Annotated in this window: 14 protein-coding genes; 4 read left to right on the forward strand and 10 right to left on the reverse strand. The window is 73.0% G+C overall.

Going from position 1 to position 18,993, the window contains the following annotated elements:
* Positions 1 to 123: 123 nt before the first annotated feature.
* The 10 genes from A4V12_RS24880 to rsmH all read right to left on the reverse strand — a co-directional run bounded on the left by A4V12_RS24880 (position 124) and on the right by rsmH (position 12,549).
* Positions 124 to 981 carry a cell division protein FtsQ/DivIB gene (locus A4V12_RS24880; protein ID WP_064071644.1) on the reverse strand — a complete coding sequence of 286 codons (858 nt, stop codon included), beginning with the start codon at positions 979 to 981 and terminating at the stop codon, positions 124 to 126.
* Positions 982 to 994: 13 nt separating this feature from the next.
* Positions 995 to 2,089, reverse strand: a complete 1,095-nt coding sequence (murG, locus tag A4V12_RS24885; RefSeq protein ID WP_064071645.1) for an undecaprenyldiphospho-muramoylpentapeptide beta-N-acetylglucosaminyltransferase — start codon at positions 2,087 to 2,089, stop codon at positions 995 to 997.
* Positions 2,090 to 2,095: 6 nt separating this feature from the next.
* Positions 2,096 to 3,517: a putative lipid II flippase FtsW gene (gene ftsW / locus A4V12_RS24890; RefSeq protein ID WP_064071646.1), complete on the reverse strand. Its 1,422-nt coding sequence runs from the start codon at positions 3,515 to 3,517 to the stop codon at positions 2,096 to 2,098.
* A gap of 49 nt (positions 3,518 to 3,566) precedes the next feature.
* Positions 3,567 to 4,997 carry a UDP-N-acetylmuramoyl-L-alanine--D-glutamate ligase gene (gene murD, locus A4V12_RS24895; RefSeq protein ID WP_064071647.1) on the reverse strand — a complete coding sequence of 477 codons (1,431 nt, stop codon included), beginning with the start codon at positions 4,995 to 4,997 and terminating at the stop codon, positions 3,567 to 3,569.
* Positions 4,979 to 6,049: a phospho-N-acetylmuramoyl-pentapeptide-transferase gene (mraY, locus tag A4V12_RS24900; RefSeq protein WP_064071648.1), complete on the reverse strand. Its 1,071-nt coding sequence runs from the start codon at positions 6,047 to 6,049 to the stop codon at positions 4,979 to 4,981. Before mraY ends, murD begins: the two co-directional genes overlap by 19 nt.
* A complete protein-coding gene (locus A4V12_RS24905) occupies positions 6,046 to 7,476 on the reverse strand; it encodes a UDP-N-acetylmuramoyl-tripeptide--D-alanyl-D-alanine ligase (RefSeq protein WP_064071649.1) in 1,431 nt (476 codons plus the stop codon). The genes mraY and A4V12_RS24905 overlap by 4 nt, the downstream gene beginning before the upstream one ends.
* Positions 7,477 to 7,480: 4 nt before the next feature.
* Positions 7,481 to 9,148 carry a UDP-N-acetylmuramoyl-L-alanyl-D-glutamate--2,6-diaminopimelate ligase gene (locus tag A4V12_RS24910; RefSeq protein ID WP_079137315.1) on the reverse strand — a complete coding sequence of 556 codons (1,668 nt, stop codon included), beginning with the start codon at positions 9,146 to 9,148 and terminating at the stop codon, positions 7,481 to 7,483.
* A gap of 17 nt (positions 9,149 to 9,165) precedes the next feature.
* Positions 9,166 to 11,100, reverse strand: coding sequence for a peptidoglycan D,D-transpeptidase FtsI family protein (locus tag A4V12_RS24915; RefSeq protein WP_064071651.1), 1,935 nt, complete (start codon positions 11,098 to 11,100; stop codon positions 9,166 to 9,168).
* Between the two features lie 4 nt (positions 11,101 to 11,104).
* Positions 11,105 to 11,512 (reverse strand): FtsB family cell division protein, encoded by a 408-nt coding sequence (locus tag A4V12_RS24920; RefSeq protein ID WP_079137316.1) that lies wholly within the window; start codon positions 11,510 to 11,512, stop codon positions 11,105 to 11,107.
* Between the two features lie 80 nt (positions 11,513 to 11,592).
* Entirely contained in the window at positions 11,593 to 12,549 is a 957-nt protein-coding gene (rsmH, locus tag A4V12_RS24925) for a 16S rRNA (cytosine(1402)-N(4))-methyltransferase RsmH (RefSeq protein ID WP_064071652.1), read from the reverse strand.
* A gap of 424 nt (positions 12,550 to 12,973) precedes the next feature.
* On the opposite strand from rsmH, the gene A4V12_RS24930 reads away from it, so the two are divergent.
* From A4V12_RS24930 to A4V12_RS24945, 4 genes are all read left to right on the forward strand, one after another.
* Entirely contained in the window at positions 12,974 to 13,522 is a 549-nt protein-coding gene (locus A4V12_RS24930) for a beta-class carbonic anhydrase (protein ID WP_064071653.1), read from the forward strand.
* A 209-nt stretch (positions 13,523 to 13,731) separates the two neighbouring features.
* Positions 13,732 to 14,841 carry an AAA family ATPase gene (locus A4V12_RS24935; RefSeq protein WP_064071702.1) on the forward strand — a complete coding sequence of 370 codons (1,110 nt, stop codon included), beginning with the start codon at positions 13,732 to 13,734 and terminating at the stop codon, positions 14,839 to 14,841.
* A complete protein-coding gene (locus A4V12_RS24940; RefSeq protein ID WP_064071654.1) occupies positions 14,841 to 16,214 on the forward strand; it encodes a DUF58 domain-containing protein in 1,374 nt (457 codons plus the stop codon). The genes A4V12_RS24935 and A4V12_RS24940 overlap by 1 nt, the downstream gene beginning before the upstream one ends.
* Positions 16,211 to 18,637, forward strand: a complete 2,427-nt coding sequence (locus A4V12_RS24945; RefSeq protein ID WP_064071655.1) for a transglutaminaseTgpA domain-containing protein — start codon at positions 16,211 to 16,213, stop codon at positions 18,635 to 18,637. Before A4V12_RS24940 ends, A4V12_RS24945 begins: the two co-directional genes overlap by 4 nt.
* Positions 18,638 to 18,993: the final 356 nt, after the last annotated feature.

Consider the following 18,993-nt stretch of genomic DNA (forward strand, 5'->3'; position numbering starts at 1 on the left):
AGGACACTAAGTCGACAAGTGGCGCACGTTCAACGAACACGCCGAACCTCCCGTTTTTCTTTTCACCCTATGTGATCACCCATAGCGCTGACCAACCAGGGTGCTGGCCAGCGCATATGTGCGTCAACTCCGCGACGCCGCAGGGGCGGTCGGCGCACTCACGTCGAAGTGCCCCGCTTTGGGCGCCGCTTTCATCAGTGCGGTGAGCGTACGCGCTTTCGCCTCGCCGTCCTCACCACTGCCCCACACCACGGTCCGGCCGCCCGTCAGCTCCAGGGTGATGGAGTCGTACGAGCGGACCCGGAGGACCTTGGCGGCTGCGGCCACCCGCGCCGGCAGGTCGCCGGCCACCCGGACCGCCTCCGCGGTCAGCCGGCCCGTCCCGAAACGGCGCAGACTGGGCGACTGGTCCGCCGTCAGCTCCAGTAGCGGTACGCCCTTGGGCACCCTGGCCGCGTCGACCGTGGCGTAACGCACACCCGCCGCGTCCACTTCGGTGAACTTCCCGCCCTTCTCGACGAGGAGGACCGGCGTGCGCTCGACCACCGTGAGGGCGATCCCGTCCGGCCAGGACCGGACGGCCTCCACCGACTCGACGCGCGGCAGGGCGCGCAGCAGCCGCCCCTCGATCTCGTCCGTGTCGACCGACGCCAGGGGCGCTCCGACCGGCACCGCGGCGGCCGCCTTGACCTGCGCGGGCGTCAGCACCCGCGTACCGGACGCGGTGACCTGCCCGACCCGCAGCCAGGCGGAGCCGTAGAAGAGCCAGACGCCGCCCAGGACGAGGAGCAGCGCGGCCGCGAGCAGGAGCACGGCACGCGGGCCGGGCAGCGCCCGGCGGCCGCCACCGGGCCCCGGACGCCACCGGAGCAGGGGCCGGGCCGCGAGCGGCCGCCCGGACCCGGCACCCTTGGATCCGGCCCCCTTGGGGCCCCGCGGGCCCGGCGCGCCGCGCTCGGTGGTCGTCGTCGGGCCGGCCATGCTCCCTGCCTTCTCACGCCCTGTGGCGTGCCGCGATCGCCTCGTAGACCATGCCGACGAGCAGGTCGTCGGCGTCCCGGCGGCCGAACTCGGCGGCGGCGCGGGACATCTCGTACAGCCGGTGCGGGTCGGAGAGCACCGGGAGCACGTTGCCCTGGACCCACTCGGGCGTCAGCTCGGCGTCGTCGACCAGCAGGCCGCCGCCCGCCTTGACCACCGGCTGGGCGTTGAGCCGCTGTTCGCCGTTGCCGATCGGCAGCGGTACGTACGCGGCGGGCAGCCCGACGGCGGAGAGCTCGGCGACGGTCATCGCGCCCGCCCGGCACAGCATCATGTCGGCCGCCGCGTACGCGAGGTCCATCCGGTCCACGTACGGTACCGGGATGTACGGCGGCATACCGGGCATGTTGTCGACGTGCGGCAGTTCGTTCTTGGGGCCGACCGCGTGCAGGATCTGGATGCCGGAGCGCTGGAGGACCGGGGCGACCTGCTGGATCACCTCGTTGAGCCTGCGGGCGCCCTGCGAGCCGCCGGAGACCAGCAGCGTCGGCAGGTTGGGGTCGAGGCCGAACGCGGCACGCGCCTCCGGGCGGACCCGGGCGCGGTCGAGGGTGGCGATGGTGTACCGCAGCGGGATGCCGATGTAGCGGGCGTTGCGGAGCTTGCTGTCGGGCGTGGCGACGGCGACCCCGGCCGCGTACCGCGAACCGATCTTGTTGGCCAGACCGGGCCGGGCGTTGGCCTCGTGGACCACGATCGGCACGCCGAGCCGCTTGGCGGCCAGGTAGCCGGGCAGGGCCACGTAGCCGCCGAAGCCGACGACGCAGTCGGCCTTGGTGTGTTCCAGGATCTGCTCGGCGGCCTTGATGGTGCCGCGCAGCCGCCCCGGGACGGTGATCAGCTCGGGTGTGGGCTTGCGCGGCAACGGGACGGCGGGGATGAGCGCCAGCTCGTAGCCCCGCTCCGGTACGAGACGGGTCTCCAGACCCCGCTCCGTGCCGAGGGCCGTGATCCCCACGGTCGGGTCCTGCCTGCGCAGGGCGTCCGCGAGGGCGAGCGCGGGCTCGATGTGGCCGGCGGTCCCCCCACCGGCGAGTACGACATGCACCGAAATTCACCGCTCTCCGGACGGACGCTTCTTGACGCGCCGTCGCATCGACTTCCAACTCACCCCGGCCTTTGCGCCTCGACCAGGCTGTCGCATGGCCAGGGCCGCCTTCGCCGCGGGCTCCTCTCGCGCGAAGGCGATGAGCAGACCGACGGCGAACATGGTCGGCAGCAGGGCGGAACCCCCGTAGGAGAACAGCGGGAGCGGGACACCGGCGATCGGCAGCAGACCGAGCACCGCACCGATGTTGACCACGGCCTGCGCCGTGATCCAGGTGGTCACGCCTCCCGCGGCATACCTCACGAAGGGGTCCTCCGTGCGTCCGGCCACGCGGATACCCGCATAGCCTAGAGCCGCGAACAGGGCGAGTACCGACAGCGTCCCCGCCAGCCCCAGTTCCTCCCCGGTGATGGCGAAGATGAAGTCGGTGTGAGGTTCGGGGAGTTGGCCCCATTTTTCCACACTCGCCCCCAGTCCCGAACCGAACCAGCCGCCCGACGCCAGAGCATAGATCCCGTGCACGGCCTGCCAGCACGAGTCCCCCGGGCCCGGCTCGGTCGCGCCGATGCAGGCGAGCCGCGCCATCCGGTTCTCGCTGGTCCGGATCAGCGTCACGCCGATCGCCGCCGCGACGGCCAGCACCCCCACGAACATCCTGGTGGGCGCACCGGCCAGCCAGAGCAGGCCGAAGAGGATGGCGGTGAGGATGATCGCCGTTCCCATGTCCCCGCCGAGCATGATCAGCCCGAGCAGCATGAAGGCGACGGGGACGAGCGGCACCAGCAGGTGCTTCCACTGCGTCAGCAGCCGCTTGTCCTGCTTGCGCGCGAGCAGGTCCGCGCCCCACAGGATCAGTGCGAGCTTCCCGAACTCGCTGGGCTGGAGCTGGAAGGGGCCGCCGAGGTAGATCCAGTTCTGGTTGCCGTTGACGGAGTGCCCTATCCCGGGGATCTGCACGAGCACCATCAGGAAGACGGTGCCCACGAGCAGCGGATAGGCGAGCGCCCGGTGCAGCTTGGCCGGCACCCGGGAGGCGAACAGCAGCAGCCCGGTGCCGATGGCGGCGGCCAGGAACTGCTTGCGGAAGAAGTACGTGTCGGACAGCGACAGCTCCAGCGCCTTGATCTGCGACGCCGAGTAGACCATCACGAGGCCCAGGACGGTGATCAGCAGGCTGGCGCCGAGGATCACGTAGTACGCGGTCAGAGGGCGGTCCCAGGCCCTCCGGGCCCGCTCGTAGAGCCCGCGTACCCCGCTCCCGCGCGGGGGGCGGGGCGCGGGAACCCTGCGGCCGCGCACGGGCGTCCTGCGGGCGGCGGGGGGCCGCCGCAGCCCCGCGGTCCGGCCGCGCAGGGCGAGGCCGGCGGCGAGGGCCGCGACGAGGCCCGCGCGGTGCGGTGCGTACGCGGCGGCGTGGTCGGCCGGCATGGTCGCAGTCCCCTCCAGTCGTGCCCGGCGCGGCCGGACCTGGTGGCTGTCAGGCGCGCTCGGCGGCGAGCGCGCGGACCGCGTCCGCGAACGCCTCGCCCCGCTTGTTGTAGTTGACGAACATGTCCATCGAGGCGCAGGCCGGGGCGAGCAGGACCGTGTCCCCGGGCCGGGCGAGCGCCGCCGCTTCCCCGACCGCCGCCGACATCGCCCCAGTGTCGGTCCGGTCGAGGTCGACGACCGGTACCTCGGGGGCGTGTCGCGCGAGGGCTTCCCTGATCAGGGCCCGGTCGGCGCCCATGAGCACGACGCCGCGCAGCCGCTTCGCCGCGGAGGCGACCAGCTCGTCGAAGGTGGCGCCCTTGGCGAGGCCGCCGGCGATCCAGACGATCGGGTCGTACGCCGCCAGCGACGCCTCGGCGGCGTGCGTGTTGGTGGCCTTGGAGTCGTCGACGTACCGGACGCCGCCGATCTCCTCGACCAGCTCGATGCGGTGCGGGTCGGGCCGGAAGGCCCGCAGGCCGTCGCGTACGGCGGTGGCCGGGACGCCGAAGGCGCGGGCGAGGGCCGCCGCGGCGAGGGCGTTGGCGATGTTGTGCGGGGCGGGCGGGTCGACGTCGGAGATCTGGGCCAGCTCCTGCGCCTGCTTCTGCCGGTTCTCCACGAACGCCCGGTCGACCAGGAGGTCGTCCACGATCCCCACCTGCGAGGGGCCGGGCGTGCCGAGGGTGAAGCCGATGGCGCGGCAGCCCTCCTCGACGTCGGCCTCGCGCACCAGGTCCTCGGTGGCCTGGTCCGCGGCGTTGTACACGCAGGCGACCTGGTTGCCCTCGTAGATGCGGCCCTTGTCGGCGGCGTACGCCTGCATGGAGCCGTGCCAGTCGAGGTGGTCGGGCGCGAGGTTGAGGACGGCGGCGGAGTGGGCGCGCAGGGAGGGTGCCCAGTGCAGCTGGTAGCTGGACAGTTCGACGGCGAGGACGTCGTACTCCTCCTCGCCGAGGACCGCGTCCAGCAGGGAGACGCCGATGTTGCCGACGGCGGCGGTCCGCAGGCCCGCCGCCTCCAGGATGGCGGCGAGCATCCGCACCGTCGTGGTCTTGCCGTTGGTGCCGGTGACCGCGAGCCACGGCGCCGCGCCGGGGCCGCGCAGGCGCCACGCCAGCTCGACGTCGCCCCAGATCTCCACGCCCGCTTCGGCGGCCGCGGCGAACAGCGGCTTTCCGGGGTGCCAGCCGGGGGTGGTGACGACCAGTTCGGTGCCCTCCGGCAGGGTGTCCCCGTCGCCGAGGCGGACGGTGACGCCCTCCGCCTCCAGCTGCGCCGCCTGCGCCCGTGAGCGTTCGTCGTCGCCGTCGTTGACGACCGTGACCCGCGCGCCCAGGCCGTGCAGGACGCGGGCGGCGGGGATGCCGCTCACGCCCAGGCCGGCGACGGTGACGTTCTTGCCCTGCCAGGAGGTACTCACTTGTCGGCTGCCCATCCCGCGTAGAAGAGGCCGAGTCCGACGATGACGCACATGCCCTGGATGATCCAGAAACGGACCACCACGAGGACCTCGGACCAGCCCTTGAGTTCGAAGTGGTGCTGCAGCGGCGCCATCCGGAAGACCCGCTTGCCGGTCATCTTGAACGAGCCGACCTGGATGACCACGGACATGGTGATCAGGACGAACAGGCCGCCCAGGAGAGCCAGCAGCAGCTCGGTGCGGGAGCAGATCGCCAGACCCGCGAGCGCGCCGCCGAGGGCGAGCGAACCGGTGTCGCCCATGAAGATCTTGGCGGGTGAGGTGTTCCACCACAGGAAGCCGAAGCAGGCGCCCATCAGGGCGGAGGCGACGACGGCGAGGTCCAGCGGGTCCCGCACCTCGAAGCAGGCGTTGGGGTTGGTCAGGGTGCCGGCGTTGGCGCACGACTCCTGGAACTGCCACAGCCCGATGAAGGTGTACGCGCCGAAGACCATCACCGAGGCGCCGGTCGCGAGGCCGTCGAGACCGTCCGTGAGGTTCACGCCGTTCGACATGGCCAGGATCATGAACAGCGCCCAGACCACGAACAGCACCGGGCCGATGGACCAGCCGAAGTCGGTGATGAAGGAGAGCTTGGTGGAGGCGGGGGTCTGGCCGCGGCTGTCGGCGAACTGCAGCGCCAGGACGGCGAACGCGATGCCGACGATGAGCTGGCCGGCCATCTTCGCCTTGGCCCGCAGACCGAGCGACCGCTGCTTGACGATCTTGATGTAGTCGTCGAGGAAGCCGACGAGGCCCATGCCCGCCATCAGGAACAGCACCAGGACGCCGGAGTAGGTCGGGTCCTCACCGGTGATGACCTTGGCCAGCGCGTACGCGATGAGCGTGGCCAGGATGAAGGAGATACCGCCCATGGTGGGCGTGCCCTTCTTGCTGCCGTGCGTACGCGGGCCGTCGTCCCGGATGAACTGCCCGTATCCCTTGCGGGCCAGAAGCTTGATCAGCAGCGGCGTACCGATCAGGGTCAGGAAGAGCCCGATGGCTCCCGCGAAGAGGATCTGCCTCATCGGCCGGTGACCTCGCCCTCGGTGGAGTTCTCGAGCAGTGCCTGGGCGATCCGCTCGAGCCCGACCGACCTTGATGCCTTCACCAGCACGACGTCTCCCGGGCGCAATTCACTGCGCAACAGGTCGATCGCCGCCCGCGCGTCGGACACGTGCACCGACTCCTCACCCCACGAACCCTCGTTATATGCGCCCAGTTGCAGCCAGGACGCTTCCCTGCCCCCGACTGCGACGAGCTTGCTGACGTTGAGCCGGACGGCGAGCCGTCCGACCGCGTCGTGCTCGGCGAGCGCCTCGTCCCCCAGCTCGGCCATCTGACCGAGCACCGCCCACGTACGGCCCCCCTTGGCCTGTGCTGCCTGGCCCATGGCCGCGAGCGCGCGCAGGGCGGCTCGCATGGACTCCGGGTTCGCGTTGTAGGCGTCGTTGACGATCGTCACACCGTCCGGACGCTCGGTGACCTCCATGCGCCAGCGGGAGAGGGAGCCCGCCTCGGAGAGCGCGGTGGCGATCTCGTCGACGGACATGCCCAGCTCATGGGCGACGGCGGCCGCGGCGAGCGCGTTCGACACGTGGTGCTCACCGTACAGGCGCAAGGTCACGTCACTGCACCCGGTGGGTGTGTGAAGCCTGAAAGAGGGCTGTCCGGTCTCTGTGAGCCGGACATTCTCGGCACGTACGGCGGCTTCCTCGGCCTCGCCGAAGAGCGTCACGCGCGCGTGGGTGCGCTTCTCCATGGCCCGTACGAGGGGGTCGTCGGCGTTCAGCACCGCGATGCCGCCGTCCTCGGCGGACGGCAGGGCCTCCACCAGCTCGCCCTTGGCCTGGGCGATCTGCTCCCGGCCGCCGAACTCGCCGATGTGGGCGCTGCCCACGTTCAGGACGAGCCCGATCCGCGGCGGGGTCAGCTCGGTGAGGTAGCGGATGTGGCCGATTCCGCGCGCTCCCATCTCCAGGACGAGGTGCTCGGTGTCCTTCTCCGCGCGCAGGGCGGTGAGGGGCAGGCCGATCTCGTTGTTGAGGGAGCCGGGCGTCCAGACGGTGGGGCCCTTGCGCTGGAGCACCTGGGCGATCAGGTCCTTGGTGCTGGTCTTGCCGGCCGAGCCGGTCAGCGCCACGACCTTGGTGCCCAGGCGTCCGACGACCACGCGGGCGAGCGCGCCGAGGGCCGTCCGGACGTCGTCCACGACGACGGCGGGCACCCCGAGCGGGCGGGTGGCCAGCACGGCCACCGCTCCCGCCTCCATGGCGCGGTGCGCGTAGTCGTGGCCGTCGACGTTCTCACCGGCGAAGGCGGCGAAGAGGGAGCCGGGCCCGACCTGGCGGGAGTCGATGACGACGGGCCCGGTGACCTGGATGGCCGGATCCGGTATGTCGTGCGACTGCCCGCCGACGATTTCGGCGATCTCGGCGAGGGAGAGGGCGATCACTACTTCATCCCTGACTGTTCTGGATTGCTTCGCGAAGGACCTGGCGGTCGTCGAAGGGGCGGACCACTCCCGCGATGTCCTGGCCCTGCTCGTGGCCCTTGCCGGCGACCAGCACGGTGTCACCGGGCCGGGCGCGCGCCACGGCGGCGGCGATCGCGGCGGCCCGGTCCTCGAACACGGCGACCTCGCCGCGTTCGTGGACCGGCACCTCGGCGGCGCCGGCGAGCATGGTGGCGAGGATCGCGAGGGGGTCCTCGGAACGGGGGTTGTCGGAGGTCAGTACGGCGGTGTCGGCGAGCCGGGCGGCCGCGGCGCCCATGGGGCCGCGCTTGGTGACGTCCCGGTCGCCGCCGCAGCCGAGGACGACGTGCAGCCGGCCCTCGGTGACCTTGCGCAGGGCGCGCAGGACCGATTCCACGGCGTCCGTCTTGTGGGCGTAGTCGACGACCGCGAGGTAGTCCTGGCCGGCGTCGACGCGCTCCAGGCGGCCGGGGACGCCGGGGACGGCGGCGACACCGTCGGCGGCGGTCTGGGGGTCGATCCCGGCCACGGCCAGGGTCACCACCGCGGCGAGTGCGTTGGCGACGTTGAACGTGCCCGGCAGCGGGGCCTTGGCGCGGACCCGCTCGCCCTTGGGCCCGAGGATGGTGAACGTGCTGCCCAGGGCGCCGACGTGGACGTCCTCGGCGCGCCAGTCGGCGTCGGGGTGGCCCTCGGCGGAGAAGGTGACGACGGGGACGGTCGCCTCCTTCGCCAGCCTCCTGCCGTACTCGTCGTCGTGGTTGACCACTCCGAGCCGGCTGCGGCGCGGGGTGAACAGCTGCGCCTTCGCCTGGAAGTAGTCCTCCATGTCGGAGTGGAACTCCATGTGCTCCGGGCTGAGGTTGTTGAAGACGGCGACGTCGAAGACGCAGCCGTCGACCCGGCCGAGCACGAGGGCGTGGCTGGAGACCTCCATGGCGACCGCCTCGACGCCGCGTTCGCGCATCACCGCGAACAGGGCCTGGAGGTCGGTGGCTTCCGGGGTGGTCCGCTCGGACTTGATGCGCTCGTCCCCGATGCGCATCTCGACGGTGCCGATGAGCCCGGTCGGGCGGCCGGCGGCCCGGAGGCCGCCCTCGACCAGGTAGGCGGTGGTCGTCTTGCCCGAGGTGCCGGTGATGCCGATCTGCAGCAGGTCGTTGCCCGGCCGGCCGTAGATGTCGGCTGCGAGCTCGCCCATCCGGCCGCGCGGGTCCTCGGTGACCAGGACCGGCAGGCCGGTCGTCGCGGCGCGTTCGGCGCCGGAGGGGTCGGTGAGGATCGCGACGGCCCCGAGGTCGGCGGCCTGGCCGGCGAAGTCGGCGCCGTGCATGCGGGAGCCGGGGAGGGCCGCGTACACGTCTCCGGGGCGCACGGCCCGGGAGTCGTGGGTGATGCCGGTCACCTCCGCGCCGCCCGGCGCGGGGCTGCCCAGCCGGGTCGCCAGCTCGCCCAGGGGTGTGGGGCGGGCCTGGGCCGGTCGGGGTGCCCCGGGACGTTTCGCGGGGGTGTCCGTCGGGGTGGTTCGGGACTGATCAGCGTGTGGCACGGCGGTGAGCGTACCGGGCGCACCCGTGATCGGGCTAAATGAGGGCGCCTGGGCAGCGTGGTCGCCGGACCGCTCGCCGGGGGTGGGGGTGGTGGTCGTCACTGGTTGCTCCCGCCGGCTCACTCGCCGGGTTTGAACGTGACCGGCATGCGGGGTGCTGGTTTGCCGGTGGGTGCGACTTGCAGGGTCTTGAGGGCGAACTCCATGACCTTCTTGTGGATGGGGCCGCAGATCTGGCCGCCGAAATAGCTGCCCCTGGTGGGGTTCTGGATGGCGCAGTAGACCGTGATCTGCGGGTCGTCGGCGGGCGCGAAGCCCGCGAACGAGGCGGTGTAGCCCTTGTAGCGGCCGAGTTGGGGGTCGACGCGGTTGGCGGTTCCGGTCTTGCCGGCGACGCGGTAGCCGGGGATGGCGGCCTTGGTCCCGGTGCCCTCGCGGTCGTCGACGACCGATTCGAGCATGGCGGCCAGGGTCTTGGCGGTCTTCTCGCTGACGACCCTGGTCCGCTCGGGCGCGGGCGCGGGGGTGAAGCGGCCGTCGGGTCCCTTGGTGCCGCGTACGAGGGTGGGCTGGATGCGTACGCCGCCGTTGGCGATCGTCGAGTAGACGGACGCCGCCTGCATGGCGTTGATGGACAGTCCCTGGCCGAAGGGGATCGTGTACTGCTGCGAGGTGGACCAGTCCTGCGGCTTGGCCAGGATGCCGGAGGTCTCGCCGGGGTAGCCGAGGCCACTGGGGCGGCCGAGGCCGAACTTGCGCAGGTAGGAGTGGAGGACCCGGTTGGCCTGGGCCTGGGTGGGGCCCAGCTGGCCGGTGGCGAGGATGGTGCCGATGTTGCTGGACTTGGCCAGGACGCCGTTGAGCGTCAGGTACCAGGTGGGGTGGTCGATGTCGTCCTTGAACAGCCGGTCGCCCCGGTGGAGCCGGTTGGGCACGACGACGTGGGTGGACGGCGTGGCGGCGCCCTCCTCCAGGACGGCGGCCATCGAGATGACCTTGGCGGTGGAGCCGGGTTCGTAGGCGTCCTGGAGGGCGGCGTTGCCCATGGCGGCGGAGTTGGCCTCGGAGAGGTCGTTGGGGTCGAAGCCGGGCGCGTTGGCCATGGCGAGGATCTCGCCGGTCCGGGCGTTCTGCACTATCACGTAGCCGCGGTCCGCCGCGGACTCCTCCACCTGCTGGGTGATGGCCTGCTGGGCGGCCCACTGGATGTCGCGGTCGATGGTCAGCTCGATGTCGGAGCCGGGGACGGCGGGGGTCTCGCGGGCGCCGGCGGTGGGCACCCGGCGGCCGCCGGACTGGGCGTACTTGATCTTGCCGTCCTTGCCGGCCAGCTCCTTGTCGAGCATGGACTCCAGGCCGCCGCCACCGCGGCCGTCGGCGTTGACGTAACCCAGTATCCCGGCGGCGAGGGTGCCGTTGGGGTACACGCGCTTGCTGCTGGGCTCGGTGAAGATGCCGGCGAGGACGCTGACGCCGGTGCCGCCGGTGCCCTTTTCGGAGCGGGCCTTCTCGGCGAAGACGTTCTTCAGGTCCTTGATCTGGTTCCAGACCTGCGGGGTCTGGCGGCGGGCCAGCAGCGCGTAGCGGGACTTGGGCGCCTTGAGCTTGGCGACCAGTTCGGCGGGGTCCTTGCCGAGGATCGGCGCGAGGAGCGCGGCGGCCTGCTCCGGGGCGTCGGGGGCCTTGCTCTCCGCGGGTGTGAACATCTTCGGGTCGGCGGTGATGTCGTACGCGTCGACGCTGGTGGCCAGGGCGATGCCGGCACGGTCGGTGATCTCGCCGCGCTCGGCGGACAGCGTGTACTCCTGGTACCGGTTCTTCTCCGCCTTGGCCGCGTACGCGTCGGCGTCGACCGCCTGGACCTGGAGGAGGCGCACGACGAACGCCAGCATGACGAGCGTCAGGCCGAGGCTGACCAGCCTCAGCCGGGGCCGCGGGCTGCCCAGCCGGATGGTGCCCGCGCGGGCGGGCCGGCGGGCCGGCCGGCGCGGGGGCCGGGCGGCGGGACGGGCGGGGGCCGGAACGCGGCGGCGTGGGGGCTGGGCGGGGGGCACTGCGTCACCTGCCGGGCGTCGTCGGGGCGGTGGGCGGGGCGGGCTCGGCCGTCGCCTTGCTGGGTACGCCCCGGACCGTGCCGTCGGGCCCCAGGAAGGCGGGGCTGCCACCGGGCACCATGCCGAGCTCGCGGGCGCGGCGTTCGAGGGCGTCGGGGGCGGAGCGGTCGTCCACGTCCCGCTGGAGCTCCTGCTCCTCGTCGGTCAGTTCGGTGGTCCGCTTCTTCAGCTCGCTGAGCCGGAAGGAGCCCTCGTTGAGGGAGGAGTTGAGCAGCAGGAGGGTGATCAGGCCGCCGCCCAGGAGCAGGACGACCAGCAGGACGAAGGGGGTACGGGCCGCGGTGCTCGGCCCGGAGGGCATGAGCCGCGCGAGCCGCGCCGCCCGCCCCTTCAGCGGTCCCGCCTTGGTCACCTGTCCTCCCGGTTCGCCCCGCCGTCGTCCTCGTGGTCCACGTCGCCCGCGCTACGCGTGCGTGCCGTCGGGCCCGCCGCTCACAGGTCCTCCTCCCTGATCCGCTCGGCGCCCCGGAGCCTGGCGGGGGCCGCACGGCGGTTCTCGGCGACCTCCTCCTCCGTGGGAAGTTCGGCACCGCGGGTCAGGAGCTTGAGCTTCGGCTGGTAGCGCTCGGGCACGACGGGCAGCCCGGGCGGGGCCGTGCTGGTGGCGCCGGCCGCGAAGACCTGCTTGACCAGCCGGTCCTCCAGCGAGTGGTAGGACAGGACGGCGATCCGGCCGCCGACCGCGAGCGCCTTCACCGCGGCTGGTACGGCCCGCTCCAGGACGGTCAGCTCGCCGTTGACCTCGATGCGCAGGGCCTGGAAGGTCCGCTTGGCGGGGTTGCCGCCGGTCCGCTTGGCGGCCTGCGGCAGCGCGTCGCGGATCAGCTCCACGAGGCGGGCGCTGTTGGTGAACGGTTCCTTCTCCCGTTCCCGTACGACCGCCGCCACGATCCGCTTGGCCTGCTTCTCCTCGCCGTACTGGCGCAGGATGCGGACCAGTTCGCCGGGCGGGTAGGTGTTGAGGACCTCGGCCGCGCTGATGCCGGTCGTCTGGTCCATCCGCATGTCGAGCGGGGCGTCCTGGGCGTAGGCGAAGCCGCGGTCGGCCTCGTCGAGCTGCATGGAGGAGACGCCGAGATCGAACAGGACGCCCTGCACGCGCGGGACGCCGAGCCGGTCCAGGACGCCGGGCAGCTCGTCGTACACGGCGTGCACGAGGGTCGCGCGGTCGCCGAAGGGGGCGAGGCGCTCGCCCGAGAGCCGCAGCGCCTCCTTGTCCCGGTCGAGCGCGATCAGCCGGGCCTCGGGGAAGCGGGTCAGCAGCGCCTCGCTGTGGCCGCCGAGGCCCAGGGTGCAGTCGACGACCACCGCACCCGGTCGCCCCAGCGCGGGTGCCAGCATGTCCAGGCACCGCTGGAGCATCACCGGGACGTGTCGGGTCTCGTTCATGCGCGACCCTCGCTGCGCTCGCTCATGCGCCCTCTCAGATTCGGCGCGGCGTACGTACTGCCGGGTCCCCGCCCGCTCAGGAAGGGGAGGTCCGCCGGCGCCGGGGAGGCGTCGGCCGACCGGCGAGCGGGAGGAGGCCGAGCCGTACGTACCGCCGCACACGCGGGGGAGAAACTGCGGATTCGCTGGGATTCGCTCGATGTCTCCGTGAACTTCGCGTCACTTTAGTCCACTCCCCCGCCCGGTCAATCAACCGGGCAGCGCGTCGCGCGGGGCGGCCGCGGAAGCGGACGATCAAGGACGAGTCACCTCATCGGCGGCCTTTCGCTCGCCCCTGTGGGTTACCTCACAACAAGGCGCGTTGATGTTCTTTGTCCCCTCTCACAGCGAGCCGTACGGGCCCGTGACCATTAACGTCTTAGCCATGTCGACTTCCGCATCCGCGCACCCCTCGCCGACCCCGATAGCCGACGGCGGCACGGTCACGGACCGTCTCGTCGAGGCCAACCGTCGTTACGCCGCCGACTTCACGGACCCCGGCATGGACGCCCGCCCCGTGCTGCGCGTCGCCGTCGTCGCCTGTATGGACGCCCGGCTCGACCTGCACGCGGCGCTCGGCCTGGAGCTGGGTGACTGCCACACGATCCGCAACGCGGGTGGCGTCGTCACGGACGACGTGATCCGTTCGCTCACCATCAGCCAGCGGGCCCTGGGCACGCGCAGTGTGGTGCTGGTGCACCACACGGGCTGCGGCCTGGAGTCCCTCACCGAGGACTTCCGCCACGAGCTGGAGCAGGAGGTCGGCCAGCGGCCGGCCTGGGCGGTGGAGTCCTTCCGGGACGTCGACCAGGACGTGCGGCAGTCCATGCAGCGGGTGCGGACCTCGCCGTTCCTGTTGCACACCGACGACATCCGCGGGTTCGTCTTCGACGTGAAGACCGGACTCCTGCGTGAGATCCTCCCGGCTTCCTGAGGTTTTCCGGCACGGGACACCCACCCGGATCGTGCTGTTCCCGACAAATCGCACACGGTTGTCCACAGCCGGGTGACACCTACGGGCAACGGCAACAAGAATGCGGGGGTGACACCACTCCTGAATGGTTCGGAGACGGTGTCCGTGTTTCAAGGGTGGACCGTGCCGGCAGTCGCGCACGGCCCATGGAACGGGCCGAGGAGGGCCGTGTGACGACCTATGACGATCGAGCGAGCCTCACAGATCTGACCACCACAGCGGAACGGGTCCGCCGGTCGGTGGAGGGTGTGATCGAGGGCAAGCCCGAGGTCGTACGGCTTTCGCTGACCGTGCTGCTCGCCGAGGGACACCTCCTGATCGAGGATGTCCCCGGCGTCGGCAAGACCATGCTGGCCAAGGCGCTGGCCCGGTCCATCGACTGCTCCGTGCGGCGTATCCAGTTCACGCCCGACCTGCTGCCGTCGGACATCACCGGTGTCTCGATCTACGACCAGCAGCGGCGCGAGTTCGAGTTCAAGCCCGGCGCGATCTTCGCGCAGATAGTGATCGGCGACGAGATCAACCGCGCCTCGCCGAAGACCCAGTCGGCGCTGCTGGAGTCGATGGAGGAGCGCCAGGTCACCATGGACGGGCAGAGCTACGAACTGCCCAGCCCCTTCATGGTGGTCGCCACCCAGAACCCGGTCGAGATGGAGGGCACGTACCCGCTGCCCGAGGCCCAGCGCGACCGGTTCATGGCCCGTGTGTCGATCGGTTACCCCAGCGCCGAGGCCGAGCTGCAGATGCTCGACGTCCACGGCGGCGTGTCGCCGCTGGACGACCTCCAGCCCGTGGCGCACGCCCACGACATCGTGAAGCTGATCGACGCCGTGCGCGGGGTGCACGTCTCCGAGGCGGTCCGGCGGTACGCCGTGGAGCTCGTCGCAGCCACCCGCACCCACCCGGACCTCAGACTCGGCGCCTCGCCGCGCGCCACCCTGCACCTGCTGCGCGCCGCGAAGGCGTCCGCCGCGCTCAGCGGCCGCGACTACGCGCTCCCGGACGACGTCCAGGCACTGGCCGTCGCGGTCCTGGCGCACCGGCTGCTGCCCACCGCCCAGGCCCAGATGAACCGGCGCACCTCCGAGCAAGTCGTGCGGGACATCCTCCAGCGCACCCCGGTGCCGACCGCCGCCCCGCCCGCGGCCCCGCCGCACGGCGGCCGCATGCACGGCTCCCCGCTGTCCGGCGGCCGGATGCCCGGCGGCCAGGCCCCGGGCGGCCCGGGCAACGGCGCCCCGCTGTACGGCCAGCAGCAGCCCGGCGCACGGCGGCTGTGATGGCGGCCGGGGGGTCCGCCGGCCGGGACGACGGCGACACCACGGGCGGGGTACGGGCCGCCCTCGGCGGCCTCACCACACGCGGCCGGTCCTTCCTGGCGGCCGGCGTCGCCGCGGCGGTCTGCGCCTACGTACTGGGGCAGGGCGACCTGCTGCGCGTGGGGCTGCTGCTCGCCGTCCTGCCGCTGGTGTGCGTGCTGGTGCTGTACCGCACCCGCTACCAGGTGGCCGGCAGCCGGCGGCTGTCGCCGCAGCGGGTGCCGGCCGGCGCCGAGGCGCGCGTGCACCTGCGCATGGAGAACGTCTCGCGGCTGCCCACGGGGCTGCTGATGCTCCAGGACCACGTGCCGTACGTGCTGGGGCCGCGGCCGCGGTTCGTGCTGGACCGGGTCGAGGCCGGCGGGCGCCGCGAGGTGTCCTACCGGGTGCGGTCGGACCTGCGGGGGCGCTACCCCCTCGGGCCGCTCCAGCTGCGCCTGAGCGACCCCTTCGGGATGTGCGAGCTGACCCGTTCGTTCAGCGCCTACGACATGCTCACCGTCATCCCGCGCACCGAGCCGCTGCCGCCCGGGCGGCTGCCGGGCGAGGCGACGGGGTACGGCGAGGGGCGCCAGCGGTCGCTGGCGCTGGCCGGCGAGGACGACCTCATCCCCCGCGAGTACCGCTACGGCGACGACCTGCGGCGGGTGCACTGGCGGTCCACCGCCAAGTACGGCGAGCTGATGGTGCGCCGCGAGGAGCAGCCGCAGCGGGCCAGGTGCACGGTCCTGCTGGACACCCGTGAGGCGGGCTACCAGGGCTCCGGACCGGACTCCGCCTTCGAGTGGGCGGTGTCCGGCGCCGCCTCGGTGGTGGTGCACATGCTGGAACAGGGCTTCACCGTCCGGCTGCTCACCGACGAGGGCAGCCCGCTGCCCGGCGACGGCCCGGACGGCATCACCGGCTCCGCCCAGGACTCCGCCGAGGCGGCGGGGATGATGCTGGACGCGCTCGCGGTGGTCGACCACTCCGACGGAGCGGGGCTCTCGCGCGCGTACGACCTGCTGAGCGGCGGGAACGAGGGACTGCTGGTCGCCTTCGTCGGCGACCTGGACGAGGAGCAGGCCGCGGTGGCCGCCCGGATGCGGCAGCGCAGCGGCGCCGCCGTCGCCTTCGTCCTCGACAGCGGAACCTGGCTGACCGGAGGCGCCGTGCCCGGCGCCGTGGAGGACAGGCTGCGGCGGCTGCGCGACGCGGGGTGGACCGCGGTGGCCGTACCACCGGGGGCGTCGCTCTCCGAACTGTGGCGGCACGCGGGCCGGGCCCCTGCGACGCAGGGTGCGACGGGTGACGGTACGAGTGGGATGACCGGGGTTTCGGGGGGTTGGTCATGAGCGGTCGCGGGAGGCTGGCGCTGTGCGCCTTCGCCGCCACGCTGATGGCGGCGGGCGCCCTGCTGCCGCTGGTCGATCCGGCGACCTGGATCGTCCAGGCGGCGGTGCTCCTGGCGGTGCAGAGCGGCGCGGGCGCGCTGGTGCGGCGGTGGTCGTCGGCACGGGCGCTGACCGTGTCGGTGCAGGCCGTGGTGGCCGTGGTGGCGCTGACGGTCGTGTTCGCGCGGGACCACGCGGTGGCCGGCCTCCTTCCGGGGCCGGACGCCGTCCAGCGGTTCGGTCTGCTGCTGACCGCCGGCGCGGACGACGTGGGGCAGTACGCGATACCCGCGCCCGCCACGGACGGCATCCGGCTGATGCTGGTAGGTGGCGTGCTGGTGATCGGGCTGCTGGTCGACGTACTGGCGGTGACGTTCCGCAGCGCCGCTCCGGCGGGTCTGCCGCTGCTGGCGCTGTACTCGGTCGCCGCCGGGCTGTCGGGCGGCGGGGCGAGCTGGCTGTGGTTCCTGCTGGCCGCCTCCGGCTACCTGGTGCTCCTGCTGGCGGAGGGCCGCGACCGGCTGTCGCAGTGGGGCCGCGTGTTCGGCGGCGCGGGCACGGCCCGGGGCGGCCGGGGCGCGGGACGGCCCGACGGCCCGCCGCGCGGCGGGCCGCTGGCCCCGGTGCGGACCGGACGGCGGATCGGTGTGGTGGCCCTGGGCATCGCGCTGGCCGTGCCGGCGGTGCTGCCGTCGCTCGGCGGCGGGCTGCTGAGCGGCACCGGCCCCTCGGGCGGAACGGGCGGAGGCATGATCACCGCGGTCAACCCGCTGGTGTCCCTCCAGGACAACCTGACCCAGCCCGAGGACCGCGAGGTGCTGAGCTACCGCACCAACGCCACGGAGACGTCGCAGCTGTACCTGCGCCTGACGTCGCTCGACGACTTCGACGGCGAGTCCTGGAAGCTCACCGAGCGGCCCATCGGCGACGTGCCCGACCGTTTCCCGCAGCCCAACGGGCTGAGCGGAGAGGTGGGCACCACCGAGATCACCACGAGCATCTCGGCGTCCGACTCGTACGCGCAGGTGTGGCTGCCGATGCCCTATCCCGCGACGGGCGTCGAGACCGAGGGACGCTGGCGGTACGAGTCGGCCGGGCGCACGCTCGTCGGTGACAAGGGCCAGACCACCAAGGGCGTCCAGTACAGGGTGACCAGTCTGATCGTGAACCCGACCCGGCGGCAGCTGGCCGACGCCCCGGACGCCCCGGCGGCCCTCGTGCGCGAGTACACGCGGCTGCCCTCGTCCCTGCCGGCGGACGTCAGGTCGACCGCGGCCCGGGTCACCCGGGGCGCGACGAACGACTACGAGCGGGCCGTGAAGCTCCAGGACTGGTTCGCGGTGGAGGGCGGCTTCCGCTACGACACCGAGGTGTCGTCGGGGACGGGCGCCGCGGCCATCTCGCAGTTCCTCAAGAACAAGGAGGGGTTCTGCGTCCACTTCTCGTTCTCGATGGCGGCGATGGCCCGCACGCTGGGCATTCCGGCGCGGGTCGCGGTCGGCTTCACCCCGGGGGCTCCGCAGTCGGGCGGCGTCATGTCGGTCGGCATCCGCGACGCCCACGCGTGGCCCGAGCTGTACTTCGAGGGCGTGGGGTGGACCCGGTTCGAGCCCACGCCGACGCGCGGCTCGGTGCCCGAGTACACCCGGCCGGAGGCCCCGGCGAACCAGCCGAGCGCGCCGCCGGAGCCGGAGGCGAGCGCCGCGGCCGTGCCGTCCGCGCAGCCGTCCGCACAGGACAGCTGCCCGCCGCAGGCGCGGCGGCTGGGCGAGTGCGGTGAGCCCGAGGAGCAGGGCGCCGCGGCGCCCACCGACTCGGGACCGCCGCTCGGCACCGTCCTGCTGGTCGCCGCCGGCGTCGTGGCCGTGGTGCTGATCCCCCTCCTGCCGCTGCTGTGGCGCAGACGGGTACGGGCCCGGCGCCTCGGTACGGCCGGGCGGGGCCCCGAGGAGGTGGCCGCCCGCACGCTGGCCGTCTGGGCGGAGATCATCGACACGGCGTGGGATCACGGCATCGCCCCGGACGAGTCGCAGACGCCCCGGAGGACGGCCGAGCGGATCGTCCGGCTCGGCGAACTGGACGAAGCGCCGGCCGACGCCGTGCACCGGGTGGCCGGTGCCGTGGAGCAGGTCCTCTACGCCGCGCGGCCGCTCCCCACTGCCGGACTGGCCGAGGACGCCGCCCGGATCCGTGAGGCCCTGGCGGCTTCGGTGGGCCGGACGGGCCGGCTGCGGGCGCTGTTCGCTCCGCGCTCGGCCGTCCGGGTGGTGTGGGCGGTCACGGACGCGTGGGCGACGGCGACCGGCCGCTGGGCCGACCGGCGCCGCCGTCTGGTGGCCCGCTGGCCCTCCGCCGTCCGCCGCCCCTCCCGGCAGCGCGGCTGACCCGCCCCCGGCCCCGGGGATCTGTCCCGCGAGAGGCCCCGGCCCACAAGGCCGGGGCCTCTCGCATGCGCCACGGTGGGCCCGGTCGGCGGGGGGTGGGGGTGGGTGGGGTCGCTGCGTGCTGATCGCGTCGTTCCGGCCGGGGCGGCGGGCCCGAACGGCCCGGCTACCGGGGGGCGGAGGCGGCCCGGACGCGGCGATGCGCGGCGCAGGGGCCGGGGCCGGAGGTGTACGGGCCGCCCGCCGCGGGTGGCCGAGCTGCGGAGACGTTCCGGCCGGGGCCGGGGGGGACGGCGGCCGAACGTGGCGCCGTGGGGTGTCCCGTCCGGCGCGGCCGGGCGCTAGGTGCTTACGGG

Origin of the sequence: Streptomyces noursei, from assembly GCF_001646665.1 — a bacterium.
In the GTDB taxonomy this organism is placed as follows: Bacteria; Actinomycetota; Actinomycetes; order Streptomycetales; family Streptomycetaceae; genus Streptomyces; species Streptomyces lavendulocolor.